This window comes from Streptomyces sp. NPDC031426 (assembly GCF_055581585.1).
The window spans coordinates 167,717-185,569 of record NZ_JBVIJE010000005.1 but is presented as its reverse complement, the minus strand read 5'-3'; the positions used below and the strand labels follow the sequence as shown (position 1 = coordinate 185,569).

16 protein-coding genes and 1 tRNA gene are annotated in these 17,853 nt (G+C 72.1%); 9 read left to right on the top strand and 8 right to left on the bottom strand.

The window, feature by feature from the left end; all coding sequences use genetic code 11:
• The 3 genes from ACZ5NH_RS11555 to ACZ5NH_RS11545 form a co-directional block, all read right to left on the bottom strand.
• Positions 1-256, bottom strand: a 256-nt coding sequence (locus ACZ5NH_RS11555; RefSeq protein WP_468774486.1) for a chaplin, incomplete at its 3' end; no start/stop codon positions are given.
• 164 nt (positions 257-420) lie between these two features.
• Entirely contained in the window at positions 421-654 is a 234-nt protein-coding gene (gene chpH, locus ACZ5NH_RS11550; RefSeq protein WP_388626431.1) for a chaplin ChpH, read from the bottom strand.
• Positions 655-830: 176 nt separating this feature from the next.
• Positions 831-2,156: a M20/M25/M40 family metallo-hydrolase gene (locus tag ACZ5NH_RS11545; RefSeq protein ID WP_468774485.1), complete on the bottom strand. Its 1,326-nt coding sequence runs from the start codon at positions 2,154-2,156 to the stop codon at positions 831-833.
• Positions 2,157-2,373: 217 nt separating this feature from the next.
• Here ACZ5NH_RS11545 and ACZ5NH_RS11540 point away from each other — a divergent pair.
• The 4 genes from ACZ5NH_RS11540 (at position 2,374) to polX (ending at position 9,725) form a co-directional block, all read left to right on the top strand.
• Positions 2,374-2,461: transfer RNA gene (locus tag ACZ5NH_RS11540), tRNA-Leu, on the top strand.
• A gap of 260 nt (positions 2,462-2,721) precedes the next feature.
• Positions 2,722-6,582 carry a Pls/PosA family non-ribosomal peptide synthetase gene (locus tag ACZ5NH_RS11535; RefSeq protein ID WP_468774484.1) on the top strand — a complete coding sequence of 1,287 codons (3,861 nt, stop codon included), beginning with the start codon at positions 2,722-2,724 and terminating at the stop codon, positions 6,580-6,582.
• A 65-nt stretch (positions 6,583-6,647) separates the two neighbouring features.
• On the top strand, positions 6,648-7,985 hold the full coding sequence (locus ACZ5NH_RS11530; RefSeq protein ID WP_468774483.1) for a M1 family metallopeptidase: 1,338 nt from the start codon (positions 6,648-6,650) through the stop codon (positions 7,983-7,985).
• 9 nt (positions 7,986-7,994) lie between these two features.
• On the top strand, positions 7,995-9,725 hold the full coding sequence (gene polX / locus ACZ5NH_RS11525) for a DNA polymerase/3'-5' exonuclease PolX (protein WP_468774482.1): 1,731 nt from the start codon (positions 7,995-7,997) through the stop codon (positions 9,723-9,725).
• A gap of 6 nt (positions 9,726-9,731) precedes the next feature.
• On the opposite strand, the gene ACZ5NH_RS11520 is transcribed toward polX, so the two are convergent.
• The gene (locus tag ACZ5NH_RS11520) at positions 9,732-10,046 is read right to left on the bottom strand and encodes a dsRBD fold-containing protein (RefSeq protein WP_468774481.1); all 315 of its coding nucleotides are present in this window, start codon (positions 10,044-10,046) and stop codon (positions 9,732-9,734) included.
• A gap of 86 nt (positions 10,047-10,132) precedes the next feature.
• Between ACZ5NH_RS11520 and ACZ5NH_RS11515 the strand changes: the two genes are divergently transcribed.
• The gene (locus tag ACZ5NH_RS11515) at positions 10,133-10,507 is read left to right on the top strand and encodes a YchJ family protein (protein ID WP_388626441.1); all 375 of its coding nucleotides are present in this window, start codon (positions 10,133-10,135) and stop codon (positions 10,505-10,507) included.
• Positions 10,508-10,528: 21 nt separating this feature from the next.
• Here ACZ5NH_RS11515 and ACZ5NH_RS11510 read toward each other — a convergent pair whose 3' ends face one another.
• Positions 10,529-11,230: a FadR/GntR family transcriptional regulator gene (locus ACZ5NH_RS11510; protein WP_388626443.1), complete on the bottom strand. Its 702-nt coding sequence runs from the start codon at positions 11,228-11,230 to the stop codon at positions 10,529-10,531.
• 140 nt (positions 11,231-11,370) lie between these two features.
• Here ACZ5NH_RS11510 and ACZ5NH_RS11505 point away from each other — a divergent pair, with 140 nt between their 5' ends.
• From ACZ5NH_RS11505 to ACZ5NH_RS11490, 4 genes are read left to right on the top strand one after another with little or no spacing between them, the layout of a single operon-like run.
• On the top strand, positions 11,371-11,889 hold the full coding sequence (locus tag ACZ5NH_RS11505; RefSeq protein WP_388626445.1) for a gluconokinase: 519 nt from the start codon (positions 11,371-11,373) through the stop codon (positions 11,887-11,889).
• 38 nt (positions 11,890-11,927) lie between these two features.
• A complete protein-coding gene (locus tag ACZ5NH_RS11500) occupies positions 11,928-13,325 on the top strand; it encodes a GntP family permease (RefSeq protein WP_388626446.1) in 1,398 nt (465 codons plus the stop codon).
• Positions 13,326-13,338: 13 nt separating this feature from the next.
• Complete coding sequence (locus tag ACZ5NH_RS11495) at positions 13,339-14,103, top strand: SDR family oxidoreductase (RefSeq protein WP_468774476.1); 765 nt, start codon at positions 13,339-13,341, stop codon at positions 14,101-14,103.
• 14 nt (positions 14,104-14,117) lie between these two features.
• The gene (locus ACZ5NH_RS11490) at positions 14,118-15,143 is read left to right on the top strand and encodes an L-idonate 5-dehydrogenase (RefSeq protein WP_468774474.1); all 1,026 of its coding nucleotides are present in this window, start codon (positions 14,118-14,120) and stop codon (positions 15,141-15,143) included.
• Here ACZ5NH_RS11490 and ACZ5NH_RS11485 read toward each other — a convergent pair.
• From ACZ5NH_RS11485 to ACZ5NH_RS11475, 3 genes are all read right to left on the bottom strand, one after another.
• Positions 15,140-15,766 carry a cytochrome b/b6 domain-containing protein gene (locus ACZ5NH_RS11485; RefSeq protein ID WP_468774472.1) on the bottom strand — a complete coding sequence of 209 codons (627 nt, stop codon included), beginning with the start codon at positions 15,764-15,766 and terminating at the stop codon, positions 15,140-15,142. The two genes, ACZ5NH_RS11490 and ACZ5NH_RS11485, sit on opposite strands and share 4 nt — an antisense overlap.
• Positions 15,750-16,478 carry a molybdopterin-dependent oxidoreductase gene (locus tag ACZ5NH_RS11480; RefSeq protein WP_388626453.1) on the bottom strand — a complete coding sequence of 243 codons (729 nt, stop codon included), beginning with the start codon at positions 16,476-16,478 and terminating at the stop codon, positions 15,750-15,752. The genes ACZ5NH_RS11485 and ACZ5NH_RS11480 overlap by 17 nt, the downstream gene beginning before the upstream one ends.
• 101 nt (positions 16,479-16,579) lie before the next feature.
• Entirely contained in the window at positions 16,580-17,581 is a 1,002-nt protein-coding gene (locus ACZ5NH_RS11475) for a hypothetical protein (RefSeq protein ID WP_468774470.1), read from the bottom strand.
• Positions 17,582-17,853: the final 272 nt, after the last annotated feature.

Sequence of the window (17,853 nt, the reverse complement as noted above, 5' to 3'; positions counted from 1 at the left end):
CCGCCGAAGTGCCGCCGTGGTTGGCGCATGCATTGCCCACGGCCGGGTTGAGCAGCCCGACGATGTTCACGGTGTTGCCGCAGACGTTCACCGGCACGTGCACCGGTGCCTGCACGACGTTGCCGGACAGTACGCCGGGTGAGCCGGCGGCGGCGCCGGACGCGCCCGCGTCGGCGTGGGCGTAGCCGCTCGCGGCGGCGATCACACCGGTCGCGGCGGCCATGGTCATCAGGCCCTTGCGGGTGCTCTGTCGCATGGTGGGTTCCCCCCTGCCTTCGTTTCGGTTCTTCGAATCCCCGAGACCGGGTCCGAATGCGTGTGAAAAGACCGGTCGGCCTCGGAGCGCATGGCGCGCGCTACGAGGCCGACGGCTCGTGGAAGACGCCCCCTCGGGACCAACGCCCCCTCAGGGAGCCGACGTCAGTGGTTGACGCAGGTGTTGCCGAAGGCGGGGTTCAGGAGCCCGATCACGTTGACCGTGTTGCCGCAGACGTTCACCGGCACGTGCACGGGCACCTGGATGACGTTGCCGGAGACGACGCCCGGGGACTGCACGGCGGCTCCCTGGGCACCGGAGTCGGCGACGGCGAGGCCCGCGCCCGCGAGAACCAGCCCACCGGTGGCAGCCGCAGCAGCGACGACCTTCTTGATCATTCTTCCTCCTTGTTGGCAATGCGATCCCAAGGTGCGGGATCGCATCACCTGTAACGAGGAGGGAGTAATGGGGCTACGAGCTTATGGTCGCATTCACCCTTCTCAGTCGGTCTCGTACGACTGCCCGAATCCTCAGGGCCACGGCCTGACCACGCGTCCCGCCTTGGCCCGGGGGCTCACGACGCGTCGATGAACCGGTCGAGCACCCGCACGCCGAACTGCAGCCCGTCCACCGGCACCCGCTCGTCCACGCCGTGGAACATGCCGGCGAAGTCCAGCTCCGGCGGCAGCTTCAGCGGGGCGAAGCCGAAGCCGCGGATGCCGAGGTCGTCGAAGGACTTGGCGTCGGTGCCGCCGGAGAGCATGTAGGGGATCGCCTTGGCGGTGGGGTCCTCGGCGACGAGTGCGGACTGCATGGCATCCACCAGTGCCCCGTCGAACCCGGTCTCGACCGCCTTGTCGGTGTGCACGTCCTCGCGCCGCACATGGGGTCCGAGCAGCCGGTCGAGGTCGCCGAGGAACTCCTCCTCGTAGCCCGGCAGGAAGCGCCCGTCGATGTGTGCGGTGGCCTCGCCCGGGATGACGTTGACCTTGTAGCCGGCGCTCAGCTGGGTGGGGTTGGCGGTGTTGCTGAGGGTGGCGCCGATGAACTTGGCGATGCCGCCGAGCCGGACGAGGGTGGACTCCATGTCCTCCGGGTCCAGCTCGGTGCCGAGCGCGTCGCCGAGCTCGTCGAGGAACGCCCGGGTGGTCTTGGTGACCCGCACCGGGAACTTGTGCCGGCCGACGCGGGCCACGGCCTCGGACAGCTCGGTGATGGCGTTGTCGCGGTGGATCATCGAACCGTGCCCGGCGGTGCCGGCCACGGTCAGCTTCATCCAGTGCATGCCCTTCTCGGCCGTCTGGATCAGATAGAGCCGGCGCTGCTCGTTCACGGTGAACGAGAACCCGCCGACCTCGCTGATCGCCTCGGTGACGCCCTCGAACAGCTCGGGGTGGCGGTCGACCAGGTGGCGGGCGCCGTACGTGCCGCCCGCCTCCTCGTCGGCGAGGAAGGCGAGCACGATGTCCCGCGGGGGCCGCCGCCCGCTCCGGAGCCGGTCGCGCACGACCGCGAGGGTCATGGCGTCCATGTCCTTCATGTCGACGGCCCCGCGCCCCCACACGCACCCGTCGGCGACCTCGCCGGAGAACGGGTGGTGGGTCCAGTCGATGGCATTGGCCGGTACGACGTCCAGATGGCCGTGGATCAGCAGCGCGGGCCGGGACGGGTCCTCCCCCTCGATGCGGGCCACCGTCGAGGCGCGGCCCGGGTGCGACTCGAAGATCTCCGGTTCGAGACCGACCTCGGCGAGCCTCTCGGCGACCCACTCGGCGGCCTGGCGCTCGCCGGGGCCGGAGTGGTCGCCGTAGTTGCTGGTGTCGAATCGGATCAGCTCGCGGCAGAGGTCCACGACCTCGTCCTCGCCGGTGACGCTCCTGGCCGTGTCCGTCTCGCTCACGTGCTTCCTCCCGCGCTGTCGCTGCTGGTGGTCGTCCTCATCCTCCCTCTCCCCCGCCCGCGGCCCAAGACCGGTCCCGGCCCGTCACACACCGTTCACGGGCGGCCGGCGCCGCAGGCGGGGGGTGATCAGCCACCCTCGAAAGCCTGGTAATGTTTCCTTCGTCGCCGCGAGGGAAACCCCGCCGAAAGGGTTCCCCGAGCACGACAGACACCTTGTCCGGGTGGCGGAATGGCAGACGCGCTAGCTTGAGGTGCTAGTGCCCTTTATCGGGCGTGGGGGTTCAAGTCCCCCCTCGGACACCAGTGAGGGCCCCTGCTCAGCAGGGGCCCTTCGCTTTGCCCGCGAGTAGACGCGGAAGACCCAACCACCCCGGCACACCCCCTCCTTGACGGTGTGTGAGGCATGTCTCGCCCGGCGTGAGGATCGGCAGGTCAGGGCCCCGAAGTCGCGGTAGGCCAGTCACCCGAACGGCCCTCTCGGGCGGCCGGACGAAGGGAGTGGACCCTAACGTCGTACTAATATTTCCGGCTTGTCACTCAGCCGGACACGACGTGAGGACCCGATGGCAGCCATAGACGAGAGCAGCGCTCTCGGCCTGCTCGACGAAGAGATCCGCACGCAGTTCGGCGACCTGGCGCGCTTCTCCGCCGGGCCCGCCGCCTCGCCTCGCACGCTGGTCGACGTCTTCGAGGCGACCGTGCGGTCCCATCCGGACGAGCCGGCGCTGGACGACGGTACGACGTGCCTGAGCTACCGCGCGCTGGCCGGCGAGGTGGAGCGGCTGCGGCGGCGGCTCGCCGGGGCGGGCGTCGGGCTCGGGGACCGGGTCGGTGTGCGGGTGCCCTCGGGGACCAACGAGCTGTACGTCGCCGTCCTCGCCGTCCTCGCCGTCGGTGCCGCCTATGTCCCCGTCGACGCCGAGGACCCGGACGAGCGGGCCGACCTGGTGTTCGGGGAGGCAAAGGTGCGGGCCGTCATCGGGGCCGGGCACACCATCACCGTCCAGGGCACCTCCGGCTCCCCCGCGGCGCGGCCCGGCATCGAGCACGACGCCTGGATCATCTTCACCTCGGGGTCCACCGGGAAGCCCAAGGGTGTCGCCGTCACGCATCGCAGCGCCGCCGCGTTCGTGGACGCCGAGGCGGCCCTGTTCCTCACGGAGGAGCCGATCGGGCCCGGCGACCGGGTCATGGCCGGACTCTCCGTCGCCTTCGACGCCTCCTGCGAGGAGATGTGGCTGGCCTGGCGGTACGGCGCCTGTCTGGTGCCCGTGCCCCGGTCGCAGGTCAGGAGCGGTGCCGATCTCGGGCCCTGGCTGGTCGAGCAGGAGATCACCGTCGTCTCGACCGTTCCCACGCTGGCCGCGCTGTGGGAGCCGGAGACACTCAACGACGTACGGCTGCTGATCTTCGGCGGCGAGGCCTGCCCGCCCGAACTGGCGCAGCGCCTGGTCATCGAGGGACGCGAGGTGTGGAACACCTACGGGCCGACCGAGGCGACCGTCGTGGCCTGTGCGGCACTGCTGACCGGTGCCGAGCCCATCCGGATCGGGCTGCCGCTCGACGGCTGGGAGCTGGCCGTCGTCGACGAGGCCGGTGAGCCGGTGCCCATGGGCGGCAGCGGGCAGCTCGTGATCGGTGGGGTCGGGCTCGCGCGGTATCTCGATCCCGGGAAGGACGCCGAGAAGTACGCGCCGCTGCACTCGCTGGGCTGGGAGCGGGCCTATCGCAGTGGTGACCTGGTCAGGGCCGAGCCCGAGGGGCTGATCTTCCTGGGCCGGGCCGACGAGCAGATCAAGCTCGGCGGGCGGCGGATCGAGCTCGGTGAGGTGGACGCCGCGCTGCAGGCCCTGCCCGGGGTCGCCGGGGCCGCGGCCGCCGTGCGCACCGCCCGCGGCGGCAATCAGCTTCTCGTCGGTTACGTGGTCACCCAGGACGGCTGGGACCATGCGGGCGCCGTGGAGAAGCTGCGGGCCGAGCTGCCCGCCGCGCTGGTGCCGCTGCTCGCGCCCGTCGCCGAGCTGCCGACCCGGACGTCCGGCAAGGTGGACCGAAACGCCCTCCCGTGGCCCCTGGAGGGCGTCGAAGCGCCCAAGGCCGAGCTGTACGGCACCGAGGCCTGGCTGGCCGAGCAGTGGGCCGAGGTGCTGGGCATCCCGGTGACCGGCGCGTCCGACGACTTCTTCGCGATCGGCGGCGGCTCGCTGGCCGCCGCCCAGCTCACCACGCGGCTGCGCACCCGCTACCCGAGCGCCGCCGTCCTCGACATCTACCAGCAGCCGACCCTGCGCAAGCTGGCCCGGCGGCTGGAGGCCTCGGCGCAGGACGACGGCGGGGCCCGCACGATCGTGCCGGTTCCGGTCCGCGCCCAGGCCGTCCAGCTTCTGCTGCTGCTTCCGCTGGTCACCCTGCTCGGGCTGCGCTGGACGGTGGTCCTGGCCGCCGCCGGGAACCTGCTGGCCGGCTACTCCTGGCTGCCGACCGCCCCCTGGTGGCTGCTCGCGGCCGCCGCGCTGCTGTTCTTCACCCCGCCCGGCCGGATCGCGCTCGCGGCGGGCGGGTCGCGGCTGCTGCTGCGGGGCGTGCAGCCCGGCCGGTACCCGCGCGGCGGCAGCGTGCATCTGCGGCTGTGGACGGCCGAGCGGCTGGCCGAGTTCAGCGGGGCCACCTCGCTGACCGGGTCCTGGCTGGAGCGGTACGCGCGGGCGCTGGGCGCGAAGGTCGGGCCCGAGGTGGACCTGCACTCGCTGCCGCCGGTCACCGGCATGCTCAAGCTGGGCCGGGGCGCGGCCGTGGAGTCCGAGGTCGATCTGTCCGGGCACTGGCTGGACGGCGACCGGCTGGAGATCGGCCCGGTCAAGGTCGGCGCGCACGCCACCGTCGGCACCCGCAGCATGCTCTTCCCGGGCGCCCGCGTCGGCAAGCGGGCCGAGGTGGCTCCCGGCTCGGCGGTCGGCGGGCAGGTCCCTACCGGCCAGCGCTGGGCGGGCGCGCCCGCGGTCAAGCTCGGCAGGGCCAAGCGCAACTGGCCGAAGGAGCGGCCGCAGCGGGGCACGTACTGGCGGGTGATGTACGGCATCACCGGATTCGCGCTGAGCGCGCTGCCGCTGCTCGCGGGGGCGGCCGCGCTGCTGGTCGCCCGGGTCTTCGTGACGCCCGGAGGCTCGCTCACCAAGGCGTTGCGCGGAGCGGCTCTCGGGCTGGTGCCGGCCACGCTCGCCTACGGGCTGGCGTACGCGCTGCTGATCCTGGTCGCCGTACGCGTGCTGGGTCTGGGGCTGCGCGAGGGCACGTATCCGACGCACAGCCGGGTGGGCTGGCAGGCGTGGACCGTGACGCAGCTGATGGACCGGTCCCGGGAAACGCTGTTCCCGCTGTACGCGGGGCTGGTCACGCCGGTGTGGCTACGGCTGCTGGGCATGCGGATCGGGCGCCGCGCCGAGGTGTCGACGGTGCTCGCGCTGCCGAGCCTGACCACGGTCGGCGACGGGGCGTTCCTGGCGGACGACACGCTGACGGCGCCGTACGAGCTGGGCGGCGGCTGGGTGCGGATCGGGCGTGCGGAGATCGGGCGGCGGGCCTTCCTGGGGAACTCCGGGATGACCGGGCCGGGCCGGAGCGTGCCGGACGGCGGGCTGGTCGGCGTGCTGTCGGCGACGCCGAAGAAGGCGAAGAAGGGCACCTCGTATCTGGGGCTGCCGCCGGTGAAGCTGCCGCGCAGTGCGGCCTGCGGGGATCAGAGCCGTACCTTCGAGCCGCCGGCCCGGCTGCTGTGGGCGCGCGGTCTGGTGGAGCTGTGCCGGATCGTGCCGGTGCTGTGTTCGGCGGCGCTGGCCGCGGCGACGGTGGCGGCGCTGTGCGTGCTGGGGCCGTGGGCCTGGGCCCTGTCGGGGGCGGTGCTGCTCGGGGCGGGTGTGGTCGCGGGGGTCGTCTCGGTCGTCGCGAAGTGGCTGCTCGTGGGGCGGCACCGGGCCGGGGAGCATCCGCTGTGGAGTTCCTTCGTGTGGCGGAACGAACTGGCGGACACGTTCGTCGAGGTGCTGGCGGTGCCGTGGCTGGCCGGGGCCGTGCCGGGGACGCCGGTGCTGACGGCGTGGCTGCGCGGGCTCGGCGCGCGCATCGGCAGGGGCGTGTGGGTGGAGAGCTACTGGCTGCCGGAGACGGACCTGGTGACCCTTCAGGACGCGGCGACCGTCAACCGTGGCTGTGTGCTGCAGACACACCTCTTCCACGACCGGATCTTGCGGACGGATACTGTGGTCCTCCGTGAGGGCGCCACGCTGGGCCCTGGCGGCATCGTGCTGCCCGGCAGCACGGTCGGGGCCCGTACGACCCTGGGGCCCGCGTCGCTCGTCATGGCCGCGGAGTCCGTCCCGGACGACACCCGCTGGCTCGGCAATCCGATCGAGGCATGGCGTCCCTGAGCGCGGGCCACTCGGTTCCGGCCCCGGCACCCAGTGGTGGCACAGCGCAGGGAGCGGACACAGCAGTGGCAGTTCAGCAGTCGGCCGGACGGGACCCGTACTTCCCGGACAACGGTGACGCCCGGTACCGGGTGCACCGCTACGAACTCGCGCTGGACTACCGCCCCGGCCCGAACCGGCTGTCCGGCACGGCCCGGATCAACGCCATAGCGGGACCGGCGCCGCTCACCGAGTTCCAGCTCAACCTGGCGGGCTTCAGGATCGGCCGGGTCCGGGTGGACGGCCGGCAGCCGCACTTCACGCACCGCGGCGGACGGCTGCGGATCCGCCTGGCCAAGCCCGTCCGGGCCGGTGCCGCGTTCACGGTGGAGGTCCAGTGGTCCGGCAACCCCAAGCCGGTGGCCAGCCCGTGGGGCGGGCTGGGCTGGGAGGAGCTGGCCGACGGGGCGCTGGTGGCGAGCCAGCCGATCGGGGCGCCGTCCTGGTACCCGTGCAACGACCGGCCCGCCGACAAGGCCTCCTATCTGATCTCGGTCACCGTCCCGTCCGCGTACGCGGTCGTCACGGGCGGGCGCCTGCTGACCCGTACGACGAAGGCCTCGACGACGACCTGGGTGTACGAGCAGTCCGCGCCCACGTCCAGCTATCTCGTGGGCCTGGCGATCGGCCGGTTCCAGACGGTGCTGCTGGGCGACCCCGGTCCGGGGGGCGTGCCGCAGCACGGGCACATCCCGGCGCGGCTGCTGCCGGAGTTCTCCCGGGACTTCGCGCGGCAACCCGCGATGATGGAGCTGTTCCAGGAGCTGTTCGGGCCGTACCCGTTCGACGGTTACGCGGTCGCGGTGACCGAGGAGGAGCTCGATGTGCCGGTCGAGGCACAGGGGTTGTCGCTGTTCGGCTCCAACCACGTGGACGGTGCCCGGGGTTCGGAGCGGCTGGTGGCGCACGAGCTGGCGCACCAGTGGTTCGGCAACTGCGTGACCATCGCCGACTGGCGGCACATCTGGCTGAACGAGGGCTTCGCCAAGTACGCGGAATGGCTGTGGTCCGAGCGCTCGGGCGGCCGCAGCGCGCAGCAACTGGCCGCGGCGGCACACCGGTTGCTGGCCACGCTGCCGCAGGACCTCAGGCTGGCCGATCCGGGCCGCAAGGCGATGTTCGACGACCGGCTCTACGAGCGGGGCGGCCTGGCCCTGCACGCGGTGCGCTGCGCGCTGGGTGACGACGCGTTCTTCCGCATGCTGCGCGGCTGGGTGCGGCTGCACCGGAACGGGTCGGTGACGACGGAGGCGTTCACCGGGCACGTGGCCCGGTTCGCTCAGGAGCCGCTCGACGGGCTGTTCCAGGAGTGGGTGCACGGGGCGAAGCTGCCGTCACTGCCGGTGCTCGGGGGAGTTTCCTAGACTTGAAGGGTGGCCCGGCCCAATGACGAGGTCGAGGCGCTCCTGCGGGAGTACGCGGACCTCATCGCGATCACCGGAGGCGACGCCTTCAAGGCGCGCGCCTACGAGAAGGCGGCACGTGCCATCGGCGGGTATCCGGCCGACATCTCCAAGCTGGACGAGGGCGGCCTGAAGGAGATCCCGAACGTGGGGAAGTCGATCGCCGACAAGGTGGCCGAATACCTGCGCACCGGGAAGATGGCGGTCGTCGAGGAGCGCCGGGCGAAGATCCCCGCCGGGGTCCGGGAGCTGATCACGATCCCCACGCTGGGCCCGAAGAAGGCGCTGCGGCTCTACGAGGACCTGCACATCTCGTCGGTGAACGAGCTGGCCGCGGCGATCGAGGCGGACGCGCTGGCCGATCTGAAGGGCTTCGGCGAGAAGACGCAGGACAACATCCGGCACGGCATCGAGCTGCTGCAGCGGGCGGGCGCCCGGGTGCCGCTGTCGCTGGCCCTGGACACCGCCGAGGAGATCGTCGCGGAGCTGTCCGCGGTGACCGGGTGCAAGCGCTGCGCGTACGCCGGGTCGCTGCGCCGGATGCGGGAGACCGTAGGGGATCTGGACGTCCTGGTCGCGGCGAAGAAGTCGGAGCCCTTCATGGCGGCGCTGTGCGAGCTGCCGGCCACCGCCGAGGTCATCGCGCGGGGCTCGAAGAAGACGTCGATCCGCACGGGCAAGGGGCTCCAGGTGGATCTGCGGGTGGTGCCGCCGGAGTCGTGGGGTGCCGCGCTGCAGTACTTCACCGGCTCGAAGGCGCACAACATCCGTACTCGCACCATCGCCGTGCACCAGGGTCTGAAGCTGTCCGAGTACGGCCTGTTCGACGCCGAGAGCGGGGACTCGCTGGCCTCCCGCACCGAGGAGGAGGTGTACGCCCGGCTCGGGCTGCCGTGGATCGAACCGACGCTGCGGGAGGACCGCGGGGAGATCGAGGCGGCCCTGAACGACGGGCTGCCCGAGGTGGTCACCGAGAAGGACATCCGCGGTGACCTGCACACCCACACCGACCTCACCGACGGTCTCGCCCCGCTGGAGGAGATGGTGGCGGCGGCCGCCGAGCGCGGTCACAAGTACTACGCGGTCACCGACCACGCGCCCAACCTGTACATGCAGCGCATGACCGACGAGAAGATCCTCGCCCAGCGGGAGCGGGTGCGGGAGCTGGACGGCACCCGTCACAGGATGCGACTGCTGCACGGCACGGAGCTCAACATCGACCCGGACGGCTCGGTGGACTGGCCCGAGGAGTTCCTGGCCGGCTTCGACCTGTGCGTGGCCTCGCTGCACTCGCACTTCGACCTGGACCGCGAGGCCATGACCCGGCGGCTGGTGCGGGCCTGCGAGAACCCGTACGTCAACATCATCGGGCATCCGACGACGCGGCTGATCGGCAAGCGGCCGGGCGTCGACGCCGACTGGGACGAGGTGTTCGCGGCCTGCGCGCGCACCGGCACCGCGCTGGAGGTCAACGCCCAGCCGGACCGTCTCGACCTGCGCGACGAGGACATCCTGCGCGCCCGGGAGCAGGGCGTGAAGTTCGCCGTGAACAGCGACGCGCACTCCGTCCCGCACCTCGCGCAACTGCGCTACGGCGTCGGCACCGCGCAGCGCGGCTGGCTCACCGGGGAGGACGTGATCAACACCTGGCCGCTGACCCGGCTGCGGCGGTTCCTGCAGAAGGGCCGCGGGGGCGGGTGAGGGGCGTCATTCCCGGTCCAGCCACAGGGGTGACAGGTCCTCCTCGGTTTCCGCCGCTCCCACCGCCTTGATGTCCCCGTCCGCGGCGCGCAGCAGCCTGCGGCCCATGGCGATCAGGGCGCGTCCGGCGGCGAGTTCGTCGCCTATCTCCGGTACATCGGGGTCGTAGGGGTTGCGGCGGGCCTCCGCGTGGCTCTCCAGGACGTTGTCGCCGGTGTCCAGGACGATCCGGGCGGTGGTGTCCGGGTCGTGCTCGGAGAGGTACAGGTTCAGCCGCCACTCCTTGACGGTCGGAGGACGGCTGGTCACGGGTCGGGTCATGGTCCGCCTCCCTGGGCTGCACTGCCCTTCCACTGTGCACCCCGCCCGGGACGAACGCCTCCCCTGGTGCGGGCACAATGATGGCCATGACCTCGCGCACCTGCCCGTGTGGACTCCCCCAGCCCTACGACGCCTGCTGCGGCCGTTTCCACTCGGGGGCCGCGAGCGCGCCGACCGCTGAACTGCTCATGCGCTCGCGGTACAGCGCGTTCGTGAAGGGGGACGCGGGGTATCTGATGCGCACCTGGCATCCGCGGACCCGGCCCGGGCGGCTGGACCTCGACCCGCCGATGAAGTGGACGGGACTGGAGATCCTCGGCACCACCGACGGGTCCGCCTTCCACAGCACGGGCACGGTGACCTTCCGCGCCTCCTACCGGGGCGGCTCGCTGCACGAGCGGAGCCGGTTCGAGCGGGTCGACGGGGCGTGGGTGTACGTGGACGGGGACTTCCTGGACTGAGACCTGCGCGAACAACCCGAACTAGGGCGCCAGGATGTCCAGTTCGTGCAGGGCGCCCACGGTGATCTCCCTGGTCAGCTGTTCGGCGCGGGTCGCGTCGCCCGCGCGGACCGCCTCCGCCACCTGCACATGCAGGGTGACCGCCGCCGGGTCGGGGTCCTCGAACATGACCTCGTGATGGGTGCGGCCGGCCAGCACCTCCGCGACGACGTCGCCGAGCCGGGCGAACATCTCGTTGCCCGAGGCGTTCAGGATGACCCGGTGGAAGGCGATGTCGTGGACCAGGTACGCCTCCAGCTTGTGGCCGCGTGAGTTGGCCACCATGCCGAGCGCGCACTCGGTGAGTTCGGCGCACTGCTGAGCCGTGGCGTGCTTGGCGGCGAGGCCGGCCGCGACCGGTTCGATCGCGGAGCGCAGCACGGTCAGCGAGCGCAGTTGGTGCGGGCGGTCGGCGCCGGCCAGGCGCCAGCGGATGACCTGCGGGTCGTAGACGTTCCACTCGGACTTGGGGCGGACCGTCACGCCCACTCTGCGGCGGGACTCGACCAGGTGCATGGATTCGAGCACCCGGACCGCTTCCCGCATCACGGAGCGTGACACCTCGAAGTGCTGTGCCAGCTCGTCGGTGCGCAGCACGCTGCCCGGCGGGTACTCGCCCGCGGTGATCGCGGGGCCGAGGGTGTCCAGTACATGGCCGTGCAGCCCCCGGCCCGGTGTGGTCATGCACTCAGCGTACGGCGTGGATCACCGGCGGAAAAAGTCAGACTTATATGTCACAGAGTCTTGAATTCGTCGTACCTAATGGGTTTCAGTGTGGCGACGCCGCTGCGGCGTCGGATGTCGAGGAAGACAGCGAGGCAGTAATGCGAACCCCCCAGGTCGTCGTCGTGATGGGCGTCGCGGGGACGGGCAAGACCACGATCGGTCCCTTGCTCGCCGCGCGGCTGGGCGTCCCGTACGCCGAGGGCGACGACTTCCACCCGCAGGCCAACATCGACAAGATGTCGGCCGGGGTCCCGCTCGACGACACCGACCGTTGGCCCTGGCTGGACGCCATCGGTCACTGGGCGCACGGGCGGGCCGGACTGGGCGGGGTGGTCAGCAGCTCGGCGCTGAAGCGGTCGTACCGCGACCGGCTTCGGGCCGCCGCTCCCGGAGTGGTGTTCGTGCACCTCTCCGGCGACCGGAAGCTGATCGAGGACCGGATGACACAGCGGCAGGGGCACTTCATGCCGACCGCGCTGCTGGACTCCCAGTTCGCGACGCTGCAGCCCCTGGAGCCGGACGAGGCGGGAGTCGCCGTGGACGTCAGCGGCAGCCCCGAGGAGATCACCGAGCGTGCCGTGAAGGCACTCGAAGCGCTTCCCGACACCACCGCGTAGCACTCACCCCCGTCCCCCCGTAACGCAAGGGAACCCCCGTGACCAGACTCAGCGTCGAGATGCTGGCAGCGGACACACCTCCGCCGATCACCTCCGCCGGACACGCCCAGCTGGGCATCGCGGTGCTGGTGGGCATCGCCGTGATCGTCCTGCTCATCACCAAGTTCAAGCTCCATGCCTTCCTGGCGCTGACCATCGGGTCACTGGCGCTCGGGGCGGTCGCCGGAGCGCCGCTCGACAAGGCCATCACCAGCTTCACCACTGGGCTCGGCACCACCGTGGCCGGCGTGGGCGTCCTGATCGCGCTCGGGGCGATCCTGGGCAAGCTCCTCGCCGACTCCGGTGGCGCGGACCAGATCGTCGACACGATCCTCGCCAAGGCCGGCGGGCGCGCCATGCCCTGGGCGATGGTGCTCATCGCCTCCGTGATCGGCCTGCCGCTGTTCTTCGAGGTCGGCATCGTGCTGCTGATCCCGGTCGTGCTGATGGTCGCCAAGCGCGGCAACTACTCCCTGATGCGCATCGGTATCCCGGCGCTCGCCGGTCTGTCCGTGATGCACGGTCTGATCCCGCCGCACCCCGGCCCGCTGGTCGCGATCGACGCGGTCAAGGCCAACCTGGGCGTGACCCTGGCGCTGGGCATCCTGGTCGCCATCCCGACGGTGATCATCGCGGGTCCGCTGTTCTCCAAGGTCGCCGCCCGCTGGGTGGACGTCCAGGCGCCCGACCGGATGCTGCCGCAGCGCGCCTCGGACGAACTGGAGCGCCGTCCCGGCTTCGGCGCGACGCTCGCCACCGTGCTGCTGCCGGTGGTGCTGATGCTCGCCAAGGCGCTGGTGGACATCGTCGTCGACGACCCCACGAACATGAACCAGCGGGTCTTCGACATCATCGGCTCCCCGCTGATCGCGCTGCTCGCGGCCGTGATCGTCGGCTTCTTCACGCTGGGCCGGCCCGCCGGCTTCAGCAAGGAGCGGCTGCAGCAGACCGTCGACAAGGGCCTGATGCCCATCGCCGGCATCCTGCTGATCGTGGGCGCGGGCGGCGGCTTCAAGCAGACGCTGATCGACTCCGGTGTGGGCCACATGATCCTGGACATATCCAAGAGCTGGTCGATCCCGGCACTGCTGCTGGCCTGGCTGATCGCGGTCGCGATCCGGCTGGCCACGGGTTCGGCGACGGTGGCGACGGTCTCGGCGGCGGGCCTGGTGGCTCCCCTCGCGGCCGGCATGTCGACCACCCACACCGCCCTCCTGGTCCTGGCCATCGGCGCCGGCTCGCTCTTCTTCAGCCATGTCAACGACGCCGGCTTCTGGCTGGTGAAGGAGTACTTCGGGCTGAGCGTCGGGCAGACCGTCAAGACCTGGTCGGTGATGGAGACGATCATCTCGGTGGTCGCCGGCGGTCTGGTGCTGCTGCTGTCACTGGTCATATAGGAGCGGTACGACGATGACGGCTCACCCTCTCTTCGACATCAGCGGCCGCACCGCCCTGGTCACGGGCTCCAGCCGGGGCATCGGCCTCGCGCTGGCCCGGGGCCTGGCCGAGGCCGGCTGCACGGTGGTCCTCAACGGGCGCGACCCGGACCGGCTGGCAAAGGCCGCGTCCGAACTGCCCGGCGACCGGGTCCGTACGGCGGTGTTCGACGTGACCGACGGACCGGCCGTGGCCGCCGGCATCGCGGACGTCGAGGAGCGGGTGGGCCCGCTCGACATCCTCGTCAACAACGCGGGCATGCAACTGCGCGCCCCGCTGCTGGAGTTCACCGACGCCGACTGGCACCGGATCCTGGGCACCAACCTCACCAGTGCGTTCCTCGTCGGCCGCGAGGCCGCCCGGCGGATGACGGAACGCGGCCACGGCAAGATCGTCAACATTTGCTCGCTGCAGAGCGAGGTGGTCCGGCCCGGCATCGCGCCGTACGCCGCCACCAAGGGCGCGCTGAAGATGCTCACCAAGGGCATGTGCGCGGACTGGGGGCCGTACGGCGTCCAGGTCAACGGCCTGGGCCCCGGCTACATCGAGACCGAGCTGACCCGGCCGCTGGTGGCGGACGAGGAGTTCAGCGCCTGGGTCCGCCGGCGCACCCCGGCGGGCCGCTGGGGCCGCACCCAGGACCTGGTGGGCGCCCTGCTCTTCCTCGCCTCACCGGCCTCCGACTTCATGGGCGGACAGATCCTGTACGTCGACGGCGGCATGACGAGCGTGCTCTGAAGGGGGCTGCGGGGATGCTTGGTTGTGTGATCCACGGCGCGGGCGAGCTGCGGGTGCAGGAGCTGCCGGTGCCCGAACCCGGGCCCGGCGAGGCCGTGGTGGCCGTCCGCTACGGCGGGGTGTGCGGCTCCGACCTGCACTACTGGCGGCACGGCGGCGTCGGGGACTTCCGGCTCCGGGAGCCGATGGTGCTCGGGCACGAGGTGGTGGGCACGGTGGTGTCGTACGGCGCCGGGGCCTGCGGTCCCAAGCCGGGTACGGCCGTCGCCGTGCACCCTGCGACCCCGTGCGGGCGCTGCCCGGAGTGCGCCGACGGGCGGGCGAACGTGTGCCGGGACACCCGGTATCTGGGCAGCGCGGCCCGCTTTCCGCATGTCCAGGGCGGCTTCGCCGAGCGGATCGCCGTACCGGCCGGTCAGCTACGGGCGCTGCCGGTCGGGCTCGGGCTGCGGCGGGCCGCGCTCGCCGAGCCGCTGTCGGTCGCGCTGCACGCGGTGCGGCGGGCCGGGGACCTGTCCGGCCGGCATGTGCTGGTGACCGGGGCGGGGCCGATCGGGTGCCTGGTGATCGCGGCGGCGAAGGCGGCGGGCGCGGCACGGGTGACAGTGACGGATCCGGTGCCGGAGGCGCTGCGTCACGCCGCCGCGGCCGGCGCCGACACGCTCGTACGGGCCGACGATCCCGGTGATGCCGGATGGCCGGACGAGGTGGACGCGGCCGTCGAGGCGTCGGGGGTCGCGGCCGGGCTGGACACCTGTCTGCGGCGGGTGCGGCGCGGCGGTGTGGTCGTACAGCTCGGGATGCTGCCGCCGGGGCAGTCGCCGTTCGCCGGGAACCTGCTGGTGAGCCGGGAGATCGAGCTGCGAGGGGCGTTCCGGTTCGACGCCGAGTTCGGCGACGCGCTGGAACTGCTGGCCGCACGGGACCAGTTCGACGGGCTGGTCAGCGCGGTGGTTCCGGTGCGGGACGCTGCCGCTGGGTTTGCGCTGGCCGCTGACAGGAGCCGGTCCTGCAAGGTCCTGCTGGACTTCGGGAACTAGGGCCGCCACAGCGGGTGTTCCCGCTTCGCCCACTCCCTGCTCACCGTCCCGGTGCGCAGGCCCCGTCTCGCCTCCGGATCGCCCAGGGCCATGCCGATGTGGCCGGCCAGGACCACGCCGATGGTCAGGGCGAGCCAGTCGTGGACGAAGGTCGCCGAGGTGCGCCACACCAGCGGGGCGAGGTGGGTGAACCACATCAGCAGGCCGGTGCCGAGCATGACCAGGGTGGCGCCGGCGATCCAGGCGGCGTAGACCTTCTGGCCGGCGTTGAACTTGCCCGCCGGGCGGGAGGAGCGGCGTTTGTCGCGGACCAGCGCGGCGCGCAGCCATACCTTGTCGTGCGGGCCGAAGCGGTTGAGGAAGCGCAGGTCGGCGCGGAAGGCGCGGGAGGCGAGGCCCAGCAGGACCGGCACGGGGAGGGCGAGCCCGGCGCACTCGTGGACGCGGACGACCAGTTCCCGGCGGCCGACCAGCACCGCCAGCTCGGGGATGTAGAGCACGGCCGCCGTGACCACGCAGATCCCCATCAGCGCGGCCGTCGTGCGGTGGACCCAGCGTTGGACCGGGCCGAAGCGGCGGATTCGGGCGCTCGGCGGGGCCGGGGTGTCAGTTCGTAGGCTCATCGGTCCGTCCGTTCGACCGGCCGACCCAGGCGTCGACGTCGTAGCCGAGGCGCTCCCAGTAGCCGGGCTCGACGCTGTCGGTGACCGTGATGCCGGAGAGCCACTTGGCCGACTTGTAGAAGTACATGGGGGCGACATAGAGGCGGACCGGGCCGCCGTGGTCGTGGGAGATGTCCTTGTCCTGCATGCGCAGGGCCACCAGGACGTCCGGCCGGCGGGCCTGGTCGAGGGTGAGGCTCTCGGTGTAGGTGCCGTCGAAGCAGGTGAAGTGGATCGCCTTCGCACCGGAACGGACCCCGGCCGCGTCCAGGAGGTGGGAGAGGCGTACGCCCTCGAAGGGGGTGCCGGGGACCCGCCAGCCGGTGACGCACTGGACGTCCTTGACCAGCCGGGTCTGCGGCAGGGCACGCAGATCGGCCAGGGTGTAGGTGTGCGGGCGGTCGACCAGGCCGCCGATCTTCAGGTGGTAGTCGGTGGCGTTCAGACGCGGCACCGACGCGGCGACGGAGTAGTAGCGGAAGCCGCCGCCGTTGGGCAGCAGGCCGGTCAGGCCCGTGGGGTCCTTGCCGGCCACCGAGCCGAGGAAGCCCTCCAGGCCGCGTTGCAGCGAGGGCGCGGCGACCACGCCTAGCGCGCCCAGGCCGAGGGTGCCCAGGAAGACCCGGCGGCCGATGGGCTTGCCGTCCCGCTCCTCGGATTGTTCAGAGTTCACGCGTTCATTCGAGCACTCGGGGCCCGAGGGGGCCAGGGGATCCGGTCAGTGGTCAGGGTTCTGTAATCACTTCTTGCGTACGTGCCGCAGGGGCGTGCCGTTCAATGCCCGAGCGCACGCGTGCGGGCCGTCCGGAAGGCGGCGCGGGGGTCGCGGCGGGCGTAGGACCAGGGTGCCGGGGTGGCGTGCCGGCCGATGCGCCGGAACAGGGCCGCCGCCTCGGCCGGGCGGCCGGCGCAGGACAGGGCGAAGGCGAGGTGGTTGAGGTCGATGTGGCGGCGGGGGTGTTCGTCGTGCTCCCACTCCAGCCACCAGTCGAAGCAGGCGCGCAGGATGCGGCGGGCCCGGGGGCCGGACCAGTGCCCGGAGACGGGCGGGTCGGCCGGTGCCAGTCCGGCGGCGGCGAGGACCCGGTAGCGCTCGGCGTAGGCGACGACCGGCAGGACGGCGAGCGGGGAGTCGGCCGGGGCCTCGGCGGCGGCCAGCTCGGCCAGGTCGTACACCTCGTGGTCCTCGGCCGCCCGGCCGCCGGAGGGCCGTTCGGCGAGGCGGGCGAGGAGCAGATGGTGGGCGTGGTGGTGCTCGGGGTGGCGGCGGCGCAGCTCGGTGAAGGTGCCGAGCACCTCACGCTCCGGGCCGAGGGTGCGGGCCAGCAGGAGTGAGCCGAGCCAGGGGGTGGGGTCGTCGGGGGCGAGCGCGGCGGCGGTGGCGCAGGCCTCGCGGGCCCGGTCGGGGTCCTCCTTGCCGCGCAGGGCGCGCTGGACCAGGGCGAGGGCGTACAGTGCGGCGGCGTCGGCGGAGCCGGGTTCGGCGTGCAGCCAGTCGCGGGCCCAGGCCACGGCGTACGGCTCCCGGGCGAGCACGGTGAGGCGGTGGCCGCGGCGGTCCCAGTCGTCGCCGGTGTGCCGGAGCAGGGAGCGGGCGGCCTGCCGCCGGCCCTGGGTGAACGCGGCGCGTGCGGTGCGCAGTTCGGCGTCGTCGAAGGTGTCGTCGAAGACGGCGTCAGAGCCGCCGTCGAAGGCGCCGGAGTCGTCCGGGGCGGTGTCGCCGGACTGGTCCGTGGGGGCCCGGCGGTCGCCGAGCAGGAGTGGGAGAGGGGGCACCGCGGGACTTCCTGTTTCTCGGGCTGCCATCGGCCGATCACGCACAGCAAACCCTCAGCCAAGGTTTGCGTCAAGCGGAACCGGGCTGTTAATGGGTTCAACTACATTGACCTGCAGGGAAGTTGAGGAAGTCCGCACAGGTGGGCCGGGGCCCGGGCGGGGGTGCGGGCGGCCCGCTGTGGCGTACGCCATGGCGCGGAGCCGGCCGGCTCAGGAGCATGGCGAGTCAACCGCCCTGTTCCGCGCACTTACGGGTCATTGCCGTCCCGGGG

Excerpts from the sequence above, each read along its gene's own strand:
- chpH (WP_388626431.1), bottom strand. The coding sequence starts at position 654 with ATGATCAAGAAGGTCGTCGCTGCTGCGGCTGCCACCGGTGGGCTGGTT.
- ACZ5NH_RS11535 (WP_468774484.1), top strand. The coding sequence starts at position 2,722 with ATGGCAGCCATAGACGAGAGCAGCGCTCTCGGCCTGCTCGACGAAGAG.
- ACZ5NH_RS11520 (WP_468774481.1), bottom strand. The coding sequence starts at position 10,046 with ATGACCCGACCCGTGACCAGCCGTCCTCCGACCGTCAAGGAGTGGCGG.
- ACZ5NH_RS11515 (WP_388626441.1), top strand. The coding sequence starts at position 10,133 with ATGACCTCGCGCACCTGCCCGTGTGGACTCCCCCAGCCCTACGACGCC.
- ACZ5NH_RS11510 (WP_388626443.1), bottom strand. The coding sequence starts at position 11,230 with ATGACCACACCGGGCCGGGGGCTGCACGGCCATGTACTGGACACCCTC.
- ACZ5NH_RS11505 (WP_388626445.1), top strand. The coding sequence starts at position 11,371 with ATGCGAACCCCCCAGGTCGTCGTCGTGATGGGCGTCGCGGGGACGGGC.
- ACZ5NH_RS11495 (WP_468774476.1), top strand. The coding sequence starts at position 13,339 with ATGACGGCTCACCCTCTCTTCGACATCAGCGGCCGCACCGCCCTGGTC.
- ACZ5NH_RS11490 (WP_468774474.1), top strand. The coding sequence starts at position 14,118 with ATGCTTGGTTGTGTGATCCACGGCGCGGGCGAGCTGCGGGTGCAGGAG.
- ACZ5NH_RS11485 (WP_468774472.1), bottom strand. The coding sequence starts at position 15,766 with ATGAGCCTACGAACTGACACCCCGGCCCCGCCGAGCGCCCGAATCCGC.